Source organism: Phenylobacterium sp., assembly GCF_030651755.1.
GTDB lineage: Bacteria > Pseudomonadota > Alphaproteobacteria > Caulobacterales > Caulobacteraceae > Phenylobacterium.
This window is the reverse complement of sequence record NZ_JAUSBZ010000092.1, coordinates 1-11,952: the sequence shown is the minus strand read 5'-3', so window position 1 is coordinate 11,952 and position 11,952 is coordinate 1. Positions and strand designations below refer to the sequence as shown.

Genomic DNA, 11,952 nt, shown 5'->3' with positions numbered 1-11,952 from the left:
CCAACCAGCTGACCCTGGGGGGGCTGGTTCTGGGCGTGATCATTGGCGTCGTCGTCCCCATCCTCACCAGCCCGTTCTGGCCAGATCGTCCGCGGGTGCGCTTTGGACCGGCGACCTGGATCTACATCGCCGTGGTGCTGTGGGACATCGTCACCGCCAGCTTCCAGATTGCGGTCATTGTCCTGTTCCGCAGGTCCAAGGATCTGCGCTCGGTCTGGCTGGTGGTTCCGCTGGACGTGCGCAGCCCTGAGGCGATCACCGTACTGGCGGGTACGATCAGCATGACGCCGGGCACGGTGTCCTGCGACGTCTCCTCCTGCGGGCGGGCCCTGCTGGTGCACGCCCTGGACACCCCTGATCCCGAGGCCGAGGTGGCCCGGATCAAGCGTCGCTACGAGGCCCGGTTGAAGAAGGTCTTCGCATGATCGAGATCGCCGTCCTGTTCGCCATATCCTGCGTCGGCCTGGCCATGGCGCTGAACCTCTGGCGGCTGGCGCGGGGGCCGACCACGGCCGACCGGATCCTGGCGCTGGACACCATGACCATCAACGCCATCGCGCTCATGGTGCTGATGCAGATCCAGCAGGGATCTGCGGTCTATTTCGAGGCCGCGCTTCTGCTGGCCATGGTCGGCTTCCTCGGCACGGTGGCCTACTGCAAGTTCCTGCTGCGTGGCGATATCATTGAGTAGGGATGAGGATGATGGACGCCGGACCCGTTGAAATCCTGATCTCCGCCATCCTCGTGATTGGCGGCTTCTTCGCCCTGGTGGGGTCCTGGGGCCTGGCGCGGATGCCGTCCCTGATGACCCGGCTGCACGGGCCGACCAAGGTGACGACCCTGGGGGTGGGCTCCTGTCTGATCGCCTCGATGATCTATTTTCCGGCCGTCCAGGGGACCTATTCGGCCCATGAGCTGCTGATCACCCTGTTCCTGTTTCTGACCGCGCCGATCACCGCCAACATGATCGCCAAGGCCCACCTGCACCGGCAGGGCAAGGCGATCGACCCCAATCCGATGGATGACATCGCCGAGGGCCTGCCCGAGACGGGCCGCGGCACGGGTTGGGCGACCTTTGACGGCCGCAGCGCCGATCCCTCCGACCCGCCGCTCTGAGGCGCTTGCGGCGGAAGGCGGAATCCGGGATGGATCGCCGCGATGACAAACGAACCCTTCTTCACGCGGCAGGATGACCGCTTCATTCCCACGCCGGCCTGCCGCGGCCCGTGGAACCCGCAGTCCCTGCACGGCCGGGTGATCGTTGGCCTGCTGGGTCATGTGCTGGAGGCCGAACACGGGGAGCCTGACTTCATCCCGGCGCGGCTGACCGTGGACATGTACCGGCTGCCGGACTTCTCACCCATTGAGGTGACCACCCGGGTGGTCCGTGAGGGCAAGCGGATCAAGGTAGTGGACGCCGAGTTCATCAGCGGCGGGGTCAGCATGGGCCGGGCGAGCTGCCAGTTCCTGCGCCGCACCGCCAATCCGGAAGGGACCGTCTGGACCCCGCCCAACTGGGACGTGCCCAAGCCTGCCGACATCCCGCCGCCGGAGGACCCGCGCATGGGCATGGGCGGCATGTGGGCCATGCGGCGGATCACCGGCGACTTCGGTCAGGTGGGGATCAAGCGCACCTGGATGAGCGAGGTGCGTGAACTGGTGGAGGGCGAGCCCCTGACCCCGTTCACCCGGGTGGCGGTGGCCGCCGACTTCGCCAGCCCCTTCGCCAACGCCGGCGACAGGGGGCTGGCCTATATCAACAGCGATGTGACGGTCTATCTGCACCGGCTGCCGGTGACCGAGTGGATCGGCTTTGAGGTGATCAACCACGGCGCCAGCGACGGCGTCGCGGTCGGCGAGTGCTTCCTCTATGACGAGCAGGGGCCGATCGGCTCGGCCGCCTGCGCGGCCCTGGCTCAGGTCATGAAACGCTGACGGCCCGGCGGCATTCGGCGGCGAAGCCTGCGGCGACGTCCGAGGGCGGAGGCATGTAGGGCCCGACCTGCTGGGCGCCATAGACAGCGGACACCGCGCTTGTGGTCTGCAGGCGTTCCAGGAAGTCGGCCGACACTGGGGCCTCGGCGACGACGCCGGTGTTGCGGGAGGTCCTGAGGTCGGCGACGAAGACAAACAGTTCGTCATCCAGGCCGACGGTGAGGCGATCCTCGCTGCTGATCGGGGTGAAGCCCTCCACCACCAGGGTCATGACGGCGGGATTGCGCAGGCAGCCCAGACGCAAGACCGGCGCGCCGGCGGCGTCGGTGAGCAGCAGGACATTGCCCTCGCCCGTGGCGGAGATGGCCCATGTAAGGCCGGGGGCGATGGGGGCCGGCGGCGATTCGACCACCGCCTCTGGGGGCGGGGCCGGCGCCTCGGCCGGGGCGCAGGCGCCGAGCGCCAGGGTCGTGGCGAGGGCGAGGCCTATGGTCAGCTTCATGCGGGGCTCCTTCACCCGCCATAGGGGGCAGAGGCGCACGGGCGTCAAGCTGGTCTTCGCCCTCAGCTTCGACGGTTCATATCGTCCCCCGCGTCCTTGGGCAGGCGGACATAGAAGACCAGCGAAACAAAGGTCAGGGCGCCGATCACCAGGAAGGCCGGCGAGATGGTCTCTGCGGTCATCTCGCTCTGTCCTGCCATCTGGGTGAAGACGTGGATCAGGGTGGCGGCCAGGCCGATGCCCACTGACTGGATCAACTGCTGGGCCATGGCCGACATGGTGGAGGCGCGGCTCATCCGGTCCTGTTCGATCTCGGCATAGGCCAGGCCATTGAGGCTGGTGAACTGCAGGGAGCGGAAGAAGCCGCCGGCCAGCAGGACCAGCATGATGACCCAGTGGGGGGTGTCGATCTGGAAGGCGGCGTAGGCCAGGAAGAAGACCCCGGTGATGACCGAATTGACGATCAGCACCCGACGGAATCCGAAGCGCCGCAAGATCGGCGGGGCGGTGGTCTTCATGATCAGGGCCCCGGCCGCGCCGATGAAGGTCAGCAGGCCGGCGGCGAGCGCGGTCATGCCGAAGGCCACCTGCAGCAGCATGGCCAGCATGAAGGGCGTGGCGCCCATCGCGATACGCATGAAGGCCCCGCCGACCACAGCAGCCTGGAAGGTGGACAGTCGGAAGAGGGACAGGTCGAGGATGGCGTGGGGGGTGCGTCTGGCGTGCCAGGCATAGGTCCAGAGCATGGCGATTCCGGCGGCGAACAGACCGGCCACCGCCAGGGCCGGAAGGACGTCGCGGCCGAGATTTTCGAAGCCGAAGATCACGCAGGCCAGGCCGATTCCGGTCAGCAGCATCCCCTTCCAGTCCAGGCGCTTGGCGTCCTGCAGGGCGACATTGGGCACGAAGCGGATGACCAGCAGCAGGCCTGCCGCGGCGATGGGCAGGTTCATGAAGAAGATCCACGGCCAGTCCCAGAAGGTGACGATGAAGCCGCCCACCGGCGGGCCGATCACCGGGCCCAGCAGGGCCGGCATGGTCAGGACCGACATGGCGCCGACCAGTTCGTTCTTGGGCGTGGTGCGCAGCAGGACCAGACGCCCCACCGGGGCCATCATGGCGCCCGCGGCGCCCTGGAGAAGCCGGCCCCCGACCAGCTCCAGCAGGGTGTCGGCGAAGCCGCACAGGGCCGAGGAGAGGGCGTAGAGGACCATGGCCAGGATGAAGATGCGTTTGGCCCCGAACTTGTCGGCCGCCCAGCCGCTGATCGGCAGGAAGACCGCCGCGGCCAGCAGGTACATGGTGATGGCCAGGTTCAGACGCAGAGGGTCTTCGCCCATGTCGCGGGCCATGGCCGGCAGGGCGTTGGACAGCACCGTGGCGTTCAGGGTCTGCATCATCAGGGCCGAGCCGATGACGGCCGGCACGATCCAGCCGCGGCTCAGGGCGGCGGCGCGCTCCTCAGGGGTGGCGACGACGGGCTTGCCGGGAACTGCGGTGTCGGGGGCGTCCGGAGCGGAGATCTCGGTCACGGCTGGACCTCCACCAGGGCCAGCAGAGGGGCGGCGGCCTCGGCCAGGGCCTGGCGTTCGGCAGGCGTCAGGCGGGCCAGGCGGGCGGCCAGCCAGTCGTTGCGGCGGCGCCTCGTCTCCGCGAGGGCGGCGAGGCCGGCGGGCGTGATGGTGAGGCCAGAACGGCGGCCGTCAGACACATGGCTGAGGCGGCTGATCCAGCCCGCGGCCTCCAGGCGCTTGATGTGGGTGCTCATGGCCGGGCGCGACATCTGTTCGGCGTCGGCCAGGTCGGAGACGCCGACGCCGGGCTGGCGCTTGATCTCCACCAGCAGCAGGACGTCGAGGGCTGAAAGGCCGGCCTTGGACGCCTCCTGGCGCAGGCGCCGGGCGACCCGCAGGAGGGCGGGGCGCAGCAGCTCGGCGAGCTGGTCAGGATCGTCTGGGAGATCAGCCGGCATGGGGACAATCTAGTTAAGTAAGCGAACTATCTATCTGGCTAGATAGACCCCTTCCGCCTCGGGTCAAGGGCGCGCGCGGCCTTTGGTGTGGATCAGGGGCGTTCGGGCGGTCGCAGGACCGGCGGGACCCAACCGTCTTCCAGCACCTTGCGGGGATGGGAGGCGGTGACATGGCCCATGAAGGGCGGCCAGATATCATAGCCGAGCAGGGCCTGGAGGCGGGGGCTCATGGCGCGGACCTGCGCGCGGGGAACGCTGAGGAAGTAGTTTTCCTGGGTGCGGCCCCAGGGCTGACAATACTGGTTGGTGAGGGCCAGGCGCGGCGCGCCTGAGCGGTTGGCCCCGCCCCGATGCAGCATGTGGCCCTGGAAGACGATGGCTGAGCCCGCCGGCATGACGGCCGGGATCAGGCGCGAGGCGGCGTCGGGATCGCGGCCGAAAGCCTCCACCTCGGCGTCGCTCCACAGATGGCTGCCGGGCAGCAGGTCGGTGGCGCCGTTCTGGTCGGTGAAGGGGTCGATGGCGATGATGACGCTGAGGCTGGCGGCGGGGCGCGGCCTTGGCAGCCGGTAGAAGCCGTCATCGAAATGGACGCTCTGGGCGGCCTCGCCGGGCTGGATGGCGATGGCCTGGCTGGCGGTGAGGAGGTAGCCGGGCAGCAGGAAGCGGTCGAGGAGGGCGAGGATCTGGGGATGCTCGGTCAGGTCCTCGAACACCTTGCCCCGGGCCACCAGGGTGTAGACCCGCTCGGTGGCGTAACCCTCGAAGGCGTTGCGCCCCAAATGGCCGCCGAGGTGCGGGGCGAGCGCGGCGCGCACGGACTCGAGAGCCTTGGCGTCGAGGAGGTCGGGCAGGACGGTGTAGCCATCGCGTTCGATGCGGGCGGCATGGGCCTCGAGATCGAAGGTCCCGGCGGGGGTGGTGAGGTCCATGGGCGCGCTTCTCCGGCGGCGCCTCTGGCGGGCGCCTGGGCTCAGCATAGACCCGGCTCAGACCAGCAGGCTACGGACCTTGCGCAGGGCGGACATCGCGGCGCGAGTCTCGGCCGACAGGCGGGCCAGGCGGCGGGGGGCGGCGGCCTGGACGCCGGCTGGCCCCCGGGAGGCGGCTTCGCGCAGGGTCTCGGCCTGCTGATCCAGGGCGCGGGCGGCGGCCTGGAGGTCAGAAAGGGCCGACTTCAGGCGACCTTCGGGGGACGCACGCCAGGCGTGGTCCGCCGCCAGGCGCGCGGCGGCGGCGCGGCGGATCTGGTCTGGGGTGCGGCGGCGGGGCGGCTCAGGGCCGAGGCCCGACCAGGCGACGCCCCACGGACGCGCCGCCTGACCCTGGGTCCAGAGGGCGTGGTCGGCGACGTCGAGGGCGGCGCAGGCGGCGGCGAGGTCAGGCTCATGGGTGCGGCGATCCATGGTCTGAATGTATAATAAGTACAGAATTCGGCAATCAAAAGCGCAAGCCTAGATGGCGCTCTGGATGATCCGCCGCGCCTGGAAGGGGGGGATGATGGCGGTGATGTGGGCCGCCCAACGCAGGCGGGCGTCCTGGCGGGTGGGGCCGGCCACGCTCTCCAGGTCGAACAGGCCCGAGCGGGAGCCGCGCAGCAGGCGCTTGACCAGCACCTCGTCGGTGTCGACCTCGACCACCACCACATGGCCCAGCATGTCAGGCGTCGGAGGCGTCCGCTGGTCCTCGAAATAGATCAGGGCGCCATCGTCGGCCAGGCCGCGCATGGAATGACCGACCACCCGCAGGGCCGCTGCCTTGTCGGTGCCGCCAGGGGGAATGGGGGCCAGATCGCCAGCCTCCTGGCCGGTGGCGAACAGGACCACGCCCTCGGGATTGGCGCCGACGCGGCCGAGGATCGGGACATAGCCGGCGAGCGCCGAGGCGCGTATGGGGCCGGCGGCGTCATAGAGCCATTCGGCGCTGACCCCGAAGGCGGCCGCATAGTCCTTGGCCTTGCGATAGGAGAACGGCGCATTGCCGTTCTCGTTGGAGGCGTAGGTGTTGCGGTTCCAGCCGAAGGCCTCGGCCGCGGCGGCGGCGGTCTCGTGGCCGGCGTCGAGGCGGGCCTGGCGGAGGCGATCGGAACGGTCGTTCATGGGACTCATCTAGCGCAACTTGAGATACCTGTACATAGGATACAGTTTCCACTTGCCGAGTGTATGTATGAAAAATACAGTCTGCTCATGGAACAGACAGAGTCTCACCGGGCGCCGGCCCGAAGCCCCACGAGCCTGGGGGATTACGCCAACCTGCGCCGGGGCGGGGCCTCGCCGCCGCGCATCCGCGCCCTGCTGCGGCTGGGAGAGGGGGATGTGGCGCGGCTGGAGCGGGCCTTTCGCGGTCAGGTGGCCCGCGGCGTCGGCGAAGCTCAGCCGAGGTTCGCCCATCATGCGCGCCATGTGGCCGCCGTGCTGGCGGAGGGGGGCTTTCCAGCCCTTACGGAACGGCGGATCGGGCGCAATGGCGTGCAGGTCGGCCTGCCGCTCACCTGGCCGGAGGCGCGTCCATGAGCGCGGCCATGGGAGAGGCGCCCCGGGATGCGGGCGCCCTGGTGGCCCAGGCCCTGGGGCGGCACACGCCGGGCGACCGGGCGCAGTTTCTGAAGGAGCTGCTGGCCCATACCGCCGCCGGCCTGGTGATCCTGGAAGGGGAGCGGGCGGCCAGCGAGGCGGTCTATCGGCTGGCCGATGCGGTGGTCTCCCGGGGGCGGCCATGAGGGGGGCGGTGTTCGATCCCGCCGCCCGGACGCGGGCGCGGTTGCGGGACCTGGAGACCCGCGCCCGGGATCGCGCCGAGGCCGCAGCGGTGGCCGAGGGCGTGGCCGAGACCATGGGCCTGTCGGAGGCCCGTGGGGCGGTGTTCGAGGGGCCGCAGGCGCCTGGCCGGCCCTATCGCCGGCAGACCGGGCTCGACTGGCTGGCGCGGAAGGGGCGGATCAGCCCGGCGCAGAAGTCGGCCGGGGAGCGCTATGGCGCCCTCTATCGCCGGACCGCGCGGGAAGGCGCGATCCGCTCGACCCTGGACGTGCGCCCCGGCGGCGGCGGTCCGGCCGGGCCGGGCGCGCGGGAAGAGGTGCTGCTGATGGCCGCCGAAGGCTCGGCCCAGGCGGCGGCGCGACTGGCGGCGATGCGGGCCAGGCTCTGGGATCAGGCCGATCTGATCAGCGCCTGCGACCTGGTCTGCGGCCAGGAGCTGACACCCCGCGAGGCCGTGGCCAGCGAGCGGGAGGTGGGCCGGATCGAGGCGCTGGTGGTGGTGGCGCTGGATGTGCTGGCGGGGAGGGGCGCGACCGGTCTTGACCGTATCTCGATTGAGATACAACTATGAAACCATAGTCAGGAGAGCGAACCATGGTCGCGCGAACCTCTATGCTCCATGTGCGCATCGACGATGAGCTCAAGGCGGACGCTTCGGAGAAGCTCGCACGCGTCGGTCTCACCGTCTCCGACGCTGTTCGCATCCTGCTGACACGCGTCGTCGAGGAAGGCGGATTGCCGGCCGGACTCACGTCCGATCCCGAAGCCTATGACGCCTGGTTCCGCGTCAAGGTGCAGGAGGCCCTGACTGACTCAAGCCCTACCTTGCCCCACCGGCAGGTTATGGACGAAGCCCAAGCGCGGATTGACCGTAAGCGCCGTGACCGCTCGGGCGGTTGAGTGGCGGAAGCGGCGCGCGCCGACTTGCTCGCTATCGTCGATTATATATCCGACGCCAATCCCGACGCTGCTCAGCGGTTGAAGGACGAGCTTGAACGCAAGGTGGCGAAGCTGCCCGACCGTCCGAGGCTGTATCGGCCGGGGCGGGTCGCCGGCACCCGCGAAATGGTCGTCCGGCCGAACTACATCGTGGTCTATGCCGAATCTGACCGCGCCGTCGTCATCCTGCGGGTGCTTCACGCCACCCAGCAATGGCCGCCCGACTAGGGAGGTGAGGCCAAGCCGCCGGCGGCGCCGTCCCCGATGAGCTCAAGTATTTCAGCGGTGGGGCGGACATCGCCGAATGAGCGGTAGATGGTGTAGAGCGCGGCGTTGTGGGCGGCATCGGTGACCGTGGCGGTGGCGTCGGCGGCGAATATGACCCGGTAGCCCAGGGTCGAGGCGTCGCGGGCGGAGCTTTCGCAGCACACATTGGTCACAGTGCCGGCGATGATCACCGTCTCGATCCCGCGGGCGCCGAGGCGGTCATGCAGGTCGCAGCGGCCGGGGAAGAAGGCGCTGGCGGCGGACTTCTCGGCGAAGACATCGGCCTCCATCACGGCGAGCTCTGGGCAGAGGCGATCACGCAGGGCGCCCTGGCCGCCCGAGGCGCCATAGGTCTGGGCGATCTGCGCCCCATAGAATTCGATGGCGTGGGGGGAGGGGGGACCCGCATCGGCGGGCAGAACCCAGGCGACCATGCCGCCGACTTCGCGCAGGGCGGCGGCCAGGCGGTTGATCGGCGCGATGGCGTCGCGACAGTGGGCATTGGCGTCGGCGAAGAAGGGGACCATGTCGATGACGACGAGGGCCGTGGTCCTGGGGTTCAGATGTTCGTAGGCATGGCGTCGTCCGCGGCGGGTTTCCTGGCGAAGATACTCCCGCTCAGCGATCATCCAGTTGTGCGCCATCGCCTTGTCTCGCCTCAGTGTTCATGGAATGTGCCGACCATCTAGCAGGGGTATCATGACAGCCTATGCCTCCTACGTGATCTGTACGGCGCCTCGTAGCGGAAGCACGCTGTTGTGCCGCCTGTTGGCTGAGACCGGCGTGGCGGGGCGGCCCGCCTCCTATTTCCACGAGCCCGCCTTGGACGCCTGGGCCAGGAGGCTGGGCGTCAGCACCGGCGTGGTCGCTGCAGAGCGGGAGATGGTCGAGGCCTGTATCCAGGCGGCCTTGGCGCGCGGGCGGAGCGACAATGGGGTCTTTGGGCTGCGCCTGCAGCGGCCCAGCTTCGAGTTCTTCTTTTCGCGCCTGGCGTTGCTCTATCCGGATCGCGTGACGGAGCGGACGCGGTTTGAGCGCGTGTTCGGCCGCACCCTGTTCATCCACCTCTCCCGGGCCGACAAGGTGGAACAGGCGGTGTCTTGTTTGAAGGCCGAACAGACCGGCCTGTGGCATGTGGCGGCCGACGGCTCGGACGTGGAGCGGATCGGGCCGCCTCGTGAGCCTGAATATGACGGCGAAGGGCTGAGGGCCTGGGTCGATACGATGATCGACTATGACAGGGGCTGGAATGCGTGGTTTGCGCGTGATGCCATCACGCCGGTGGCGATCTCGTACGACCAACTGTCGGGCGACCCGCAAGGCGCCCTGCGCCGCATACTGGCCCCGTTGGGTCTGGACCCGGCTGCGGCGGATCGGGTTTCGCCCAGCCTCCGGAAGATGGCGGACGACACCAACCGGGACTGGGCGGCGCGGTTTCGCGCCGAGGCGGGCCTCGCCTAAGGTGTCGCCTCACTCGGGCGCCGAAAGCCGTACGGCGAGGATGCTTCCAGACGAGAGGCGATGGGATGAGAGCGACGACCAGAGACGGCGGCTGCAGGTGTGGCCAGGTGCGGTTTCGGGTTGCTGAGGCGCCGAAGGTGACCATGGCCTGTCACTGCCGGGGGTGTCAGCAGATGACGGGGAGCGCCTTTTCGCTGAGCGCGCTGTTCGCGGCGGGGGACTTTGAAGTCACGGCGGGCGAGCCGGTGATCGGCGGGTTGCATGGGGCCACCCGGCACTTTTTCTGTCCCCACTGCATGAGCTGGATGTTCACCCGGCCCGAGGGCGCCGAGGGGTTCGTCAATGTGCGCTCGGCGCTGTTCGACGATCCGGCCGGCCTGGAGCCGTTCATGGAGACCATGACTTCGGCCCGGTTGCCCTGGGTCACCACGCCGGCGGTTCACAGCTTTGAGGGATTTCCGCAGCCCGCCGACTTTGGCCGGCTGATGGGCGCCTATGCGGCGCGTGGCGCCGACTGAGACCGGGAGGCGGGGCGAAAGGTCGCCCCGCCTCTGATCGTTGGGGCTCAGGCCTTGTCGATGGCCGCGGCGATCTGATCTGTGGAATGGCCGGTGAGGTCCTTGGCGATCTCGCCCACCAGGCGGGCCTCGGTCTCCTTATGCCAGCCCTTGCGCAATTGACCGAGGGTCTTGGGCGCGGCGATGACCAGCAGGGACTCCGTCCTATGGGTCAGGACCATGTGGTTGAGGGCGTCGGCGACGCCCACGGCGAAGCCATCCTCAGCCTGGGTGTCATTGTCGGGATTGGAGCCGCCGGAATTGCGCCCCGGCGCGCCGGAGGCCCGCTCGGGTATGGCCGGAACCGGCTTGGCGGTGAGTTCGATCTCCTGGGCCCCCGTGTTCTCGAAGAGCACCAGCTTTTCACCGTCGACGACGGCCACCAGCGTGCCTTTGGTCAGTTTCATCAGGAGTCTCCGATTGTGTGGGGACAGGCGGAACGTGCCGCAGACGCCGGGGTTGCCCCCGCCGCCGCCCATGCCGCCTTCGGAAGAGGCAGGGCGTCGGCCAGCCTGATCATTCCGCACCTCGACCTTGTCGCCCCCGCCGCAGAAGATATGTTATATCATTACATACGATCTGGGGTTTAGTAATATGAACAAAACAATTGAAGCGCGCAGGGCTCTGCGCGCAAGGCGACGGCTTTTGTTCGGGGGTCTGGCGGGCGGACTGGCGGGGCTGACCGCCGCCGCGGCGGGGGCCGAGACGACGGTCCACGGGGTCACGGTGGAGGGCGCCAGCAACGGCTATGCCGCCAAGGCCGTCACCATCGGGGGCAAGGAGCCGGTCTCGATCCTCGAGGTCCCCAACTCGGTCAGCGTGATCACCCAGCAGCGGATGCAGGACCAGAACCTGGTGACCATGGTCGACGCCCTGGCCCAGGTCCCGGGAGTCCATGTCACCACCTGGGATGGCCTGATCGGTCAGATCCGTTCGCGGGGCTATATTCTTGACGTCTCCTATGACGGCATCCCCGCCTATAACAGCGCCCAGGCGCAGGAATTCGACCTGATCGTCTATGAGCAGGTGGAGGTGTTGCGGGGACCGGCCGGCATCTTCAAGGGCTCGGGCCAGCCCGGGGGCACGGCGAACTTTGTTCGCAAGCGCGGCCCGGCGGAATTTGGCGGCTCCCTCGGCGTGTCGGCCGGGACCTGGAACAATTATCGCGTCGAGGCCGATATCGGCGGGCCCCTGACCTCCAATGGCCGGCTGCGCGCCCGGGTGGCGGGCTCCTATCTCAGCCGGGACTTCTTCACCGACCGGTCCCATGAGGAGAAGTCGGTGGCCTATGGGGTGGTGGATTTCGACATCACCGACCAGACCATGGCCTCAGCCATGGTGACCTATCAGGAGGACCAGGGGGATGCGATGAGCATGGGCCTGGCCAACTACGTCCTGGTCGGCCATCCGCTGCACAACCGCTTCCTGAACGTCCCGCGCTCGACCAACCAGTATCCGGACTGGAACCTCAACTATTACGAGACCCTGGAATACGCCGCCGACCTGCGCCACCAGTTCGACAGCCAGTGGGTGGCGCGGGCCAAGGTCACCTATCGCGAG

Annotated in this window: 20 protein-coding genes; 12 read left to right on the top strand and 8 right to left on the bottom strand. The window is 68.7% G+C overall.

The window, feature by feature from the left end; all coding sequences use genetic code 11:
- The 4 genes from Q7V15_RS08630 to Q7V15_RS08615 form a co-directional block, all read left to right on the top strand.
- Window positions 1–425, top strand: a 425-nt coding sequence (locus Q7V15_RS08630) for a Na+/H+ antiporter subunit E (RefSeq protein WP_304755092.1), incomplete at its 5' end; no start/stop codon positions are given.
- Window positions 422–691, top strand: a complete 270-nt coding sequence (locus tag Q7V15_RS08625; protein ID WP_304755091.1) for a K+/H+ antiporter subunit F — start codon at window positions 422–424, stop codon at window positions 689–691. The genes Q7V15_RS08630 and Q7V15_RS08625, both read left to right, overlap by 4 nt.
- An 11-nt stretch (window positions 692–702) precedes the next feature.
- Window positions 703–1,116, top strand: a complete 414-nt coding sequence (locus Q7V15_RS08620) for a Na+/H+ antiporter subunit G (protein ID WP_304755089.1) — start codon at window positions 703–705, stop codon at window positions 1,114–1,116.
- A 42-nt stretch (window positions 1,117–1,158) separates the two neighbouring features.
- The gene (locus tag Q7V15_RS08615) at window positions 1,159–1,935 is read left to right on the top strand and encodes a thioesterase family protein (RefSeq protein ID WP_304755088.1); all 777 of its coding nucleotides are present in this window, start codon (window positions 1,159–1,161) and stop codon (window positions 1,933–1,935) included.
- Here the strand turns inward: Q7V15_RS08615 and Q7V15_RS08610 are convergent.
- The 6 genes from Q7V15_RS08610 to Q7V15_RS08585 all read right to left on the bottom strand — a co-directional run bounded on the left by Q7V15_RS08610 (window position 1,922) and on the right by Q7V15_RS08585 (window position 6,508).
- Complete coding sequence (locus tag Q7V15_RS08610; protein ID WP_304755087.1) at window positions 1,922–2,437, bottom strand: hypothetical protein; 516 nt, start codon at window positions 2,435–2,437, stop codon at window positions 1,922–1,924. The genes Q7V15_RS08615 and Q7V15_RS08610 overlap by 14 nt on opposite strands.
- 62 nt (window positions 2,438–2,499) lie before the next feature.
- Window positions 2,500–3,969, bottom strand: a complete 1,470-nt coding sequence (locus Q7V15_RS08605) for an MFS transporter (RefSeq protein WP_304755085.1) — start codon at window positions 3,967–3,969, stop codon at window positions 2,500–2,502.
- Window positions 3,966–4,409: a MarR family winged helix-turn-helix transcriptional regulator gene (locus Q7V15_RS08600; protein WP_304755084.1), complete on the bottom strand. Its 444-nt coding sequence runs from the start codon at window positions 4,407–4,409 to the stop codon at window positions 3,966–3,968. The genes Q7V15_RS08605 and Q7V15_RS08600 overlap by 4 nt, the downstream gene beginning before the upstream one ends.
- 92 nt (window positions 4,410–4,501) lie before the next feature.
- Complete coding sequence (locus Q7V15_RS08595; protein WP_304755083.1) at window positions 4,502–5,341, bottom strand: phytanoyl-CoA dioxygenase family protein; 840 nt, start codon at window positions 5,339–5,341, stop codon at window positions 4,502–4,504.
- Window positions 5,342–5,398: 57 nt separating this feature from the next.
- A complete protein-coding gene (locus Q7V15_RS08590; RefSeq protein WP_304755082.1) occupies window positions 5,399–5,815 on the bottom strand; it encodes a hypothetical protein in 417 nt (138 codons plus the stop codon).
- 48 nt (window positions 5,816–5,863) lie between these two features.
- Window positions 5,864–6,508 (bottom strand): helix-turn-helix transcriptional regulator, encoded by a 645-nt coding sequence (locus tag Q7V15_RS08585; protein ID WP_304755080.1) that lies wholly within the window; start codon window positions 6,506–6,508, stop codon window positions 5,864–5,866.
- 87 nt (window positions 6,509–6,595) lie between these two features.
- Here Q7V15_RS08585 and Q7V15_RS08580 point away from each other — a divergent pair, with 87 nt between their 5' ends.
- The 5 genes from Q7V15_RS08580 to Q7V15_RS08560 are packed head-to-tail and all read left to right on the top strand — an operon-like array spanning window position 6,596 to window position 8,335.
- The gene (locus Q7V15_RS08580) at window positions 6,596–6,922 is read left to right on the top strand and encodes a hypothetical protein (protein WP_304755079.1); all 327 of its coding nucleotides are present in this window, start codon (window positions 6,596–6,598) and stop codon (window positions 6,920–6,922) included.
- Entirely contained in the window at window positions 6,919–7,128 is a 210-nt protein-coding gene (locus Q7V15_RS08575) for a hypothetical protein (protein ID WP_304755076.1), read from the top strand. The genes Q7V15_RS08580 and Q7V15_RS08575 overlap by 4 nt, the downstream gene beginning before the upstream one ends.
- A gap of 8 nt (window positions 7,129–7,136) precedes the next feature.
- Entirely contained in the window at window positions 7,137–7,739 is a 603-nt protein-coding gene (locus tag Q7V15_RS08570) for a hypothetical protein (RefSeq protein WP_304755075.1), read from the top strand.
- 23 nt (window positions 7,740–7,762) lie between these two features.
- The gene (locus tag Q7V15_RS08565) at window positions 7,763–8,068 is read left to right on the top strand and encodes a type II toxin-antitoxin system RelB/DinJ family antitoxin (RefSeq protein WP_304755074.1); all 306 of its coding nucleotides are present in this window, start codon (window positions 7,763–7,765) and stop codon (window positions 8,066–8,068) included.
- 24 nt (window positions 8,069–8,092) lie between these two features.
- Window positions 8,093–8,335 (top strand): type II toxin-antitoxin system RelE/ParE family toxin, encoded by a 243-nt coding sequence (locus Q7V15_RS08560; protein ID WP_304755072.1) that lies wholly within the window; start codon window positions 8,093–8,095, stop codon window positions 8,333–8,335.
- On the opposite strand, the gene Q7V15_RS08555 is transcribed toward Q7V15_RS08560, so the two are convergent.
- On the bottom strand, window positions 8,332–9,018 hold the full coding sequence (locus Q7V15_RS08555; protein WP_304755071.1) for an isochorismatase family cysteine hydrolase: 687 nt from the start codon (window positions 9,016–9,018) through the stop codon (window positions 8,332–8,334). The genes Q7V15_RS08560 and Q7V15_RS08555 overlap by 4 nt on opposite strands.
- Window positions 9,019–9,073: 55 nt before the next feature.
- Between Q7V15_RS08555 and Q7V15_RS08550 the strand changes: the two genes are divergently transcribed.
- Together Q7V15_RS08550 and Q7V15_RS08545 are read left to right on the top strand one after the other, a co-directional pair.
- Complete coding sequence (locus Q7V15_RS08550) at window positions 9,074–9,835, top strand: Stf0 family sulfotransferase (protein ID WP_304755069.1); 762 nt, start codon at window positions 9,074–9,076, stop codon at window positions 9,833–9,835.
- Between the two features lie 107 nt (window positions 9,836–9,942).
- Window positions 9,943–10,353, top strand: coding sequence for a GFA family protein (locus tag Q7V15_RS08545; RefSeq protein ID WP_304755068.1), 411 nt, complete (start codon window positions 9,943–9,945; stop codon window positions 10,351–10,353).
- Between the two features lie 47 nt (window positions 10,354–10,400).
- Here the strand turns inward: Q7V15_RS08545 and Q7V15_RS08540 are convergent, their stop codons facing one another.
- Window positions 10,401–10,799, bottom strand: coding sequence for a host attachment protein (locus Q7V15_RS08540; RefSeq protein WP_304755067.1), 399 nt, complete (start codon window positions 10,797–10,799; stop codon window positions 10,401–10,403).
- A gap of 238 nt (window positions 10,800–11,037) precedes the next feature.
- Here Q7V15_RS08540 and Q7V15_RS08535 point away from each other — a divergent pair.
- Window positions 11,038–11,952: TonB-dependent siderophore receptor (locus Q7V15_RS08535; protein WP_304755065.1), on the top strand; the 915-nt coding region annotated here is incomplete at its 3' end.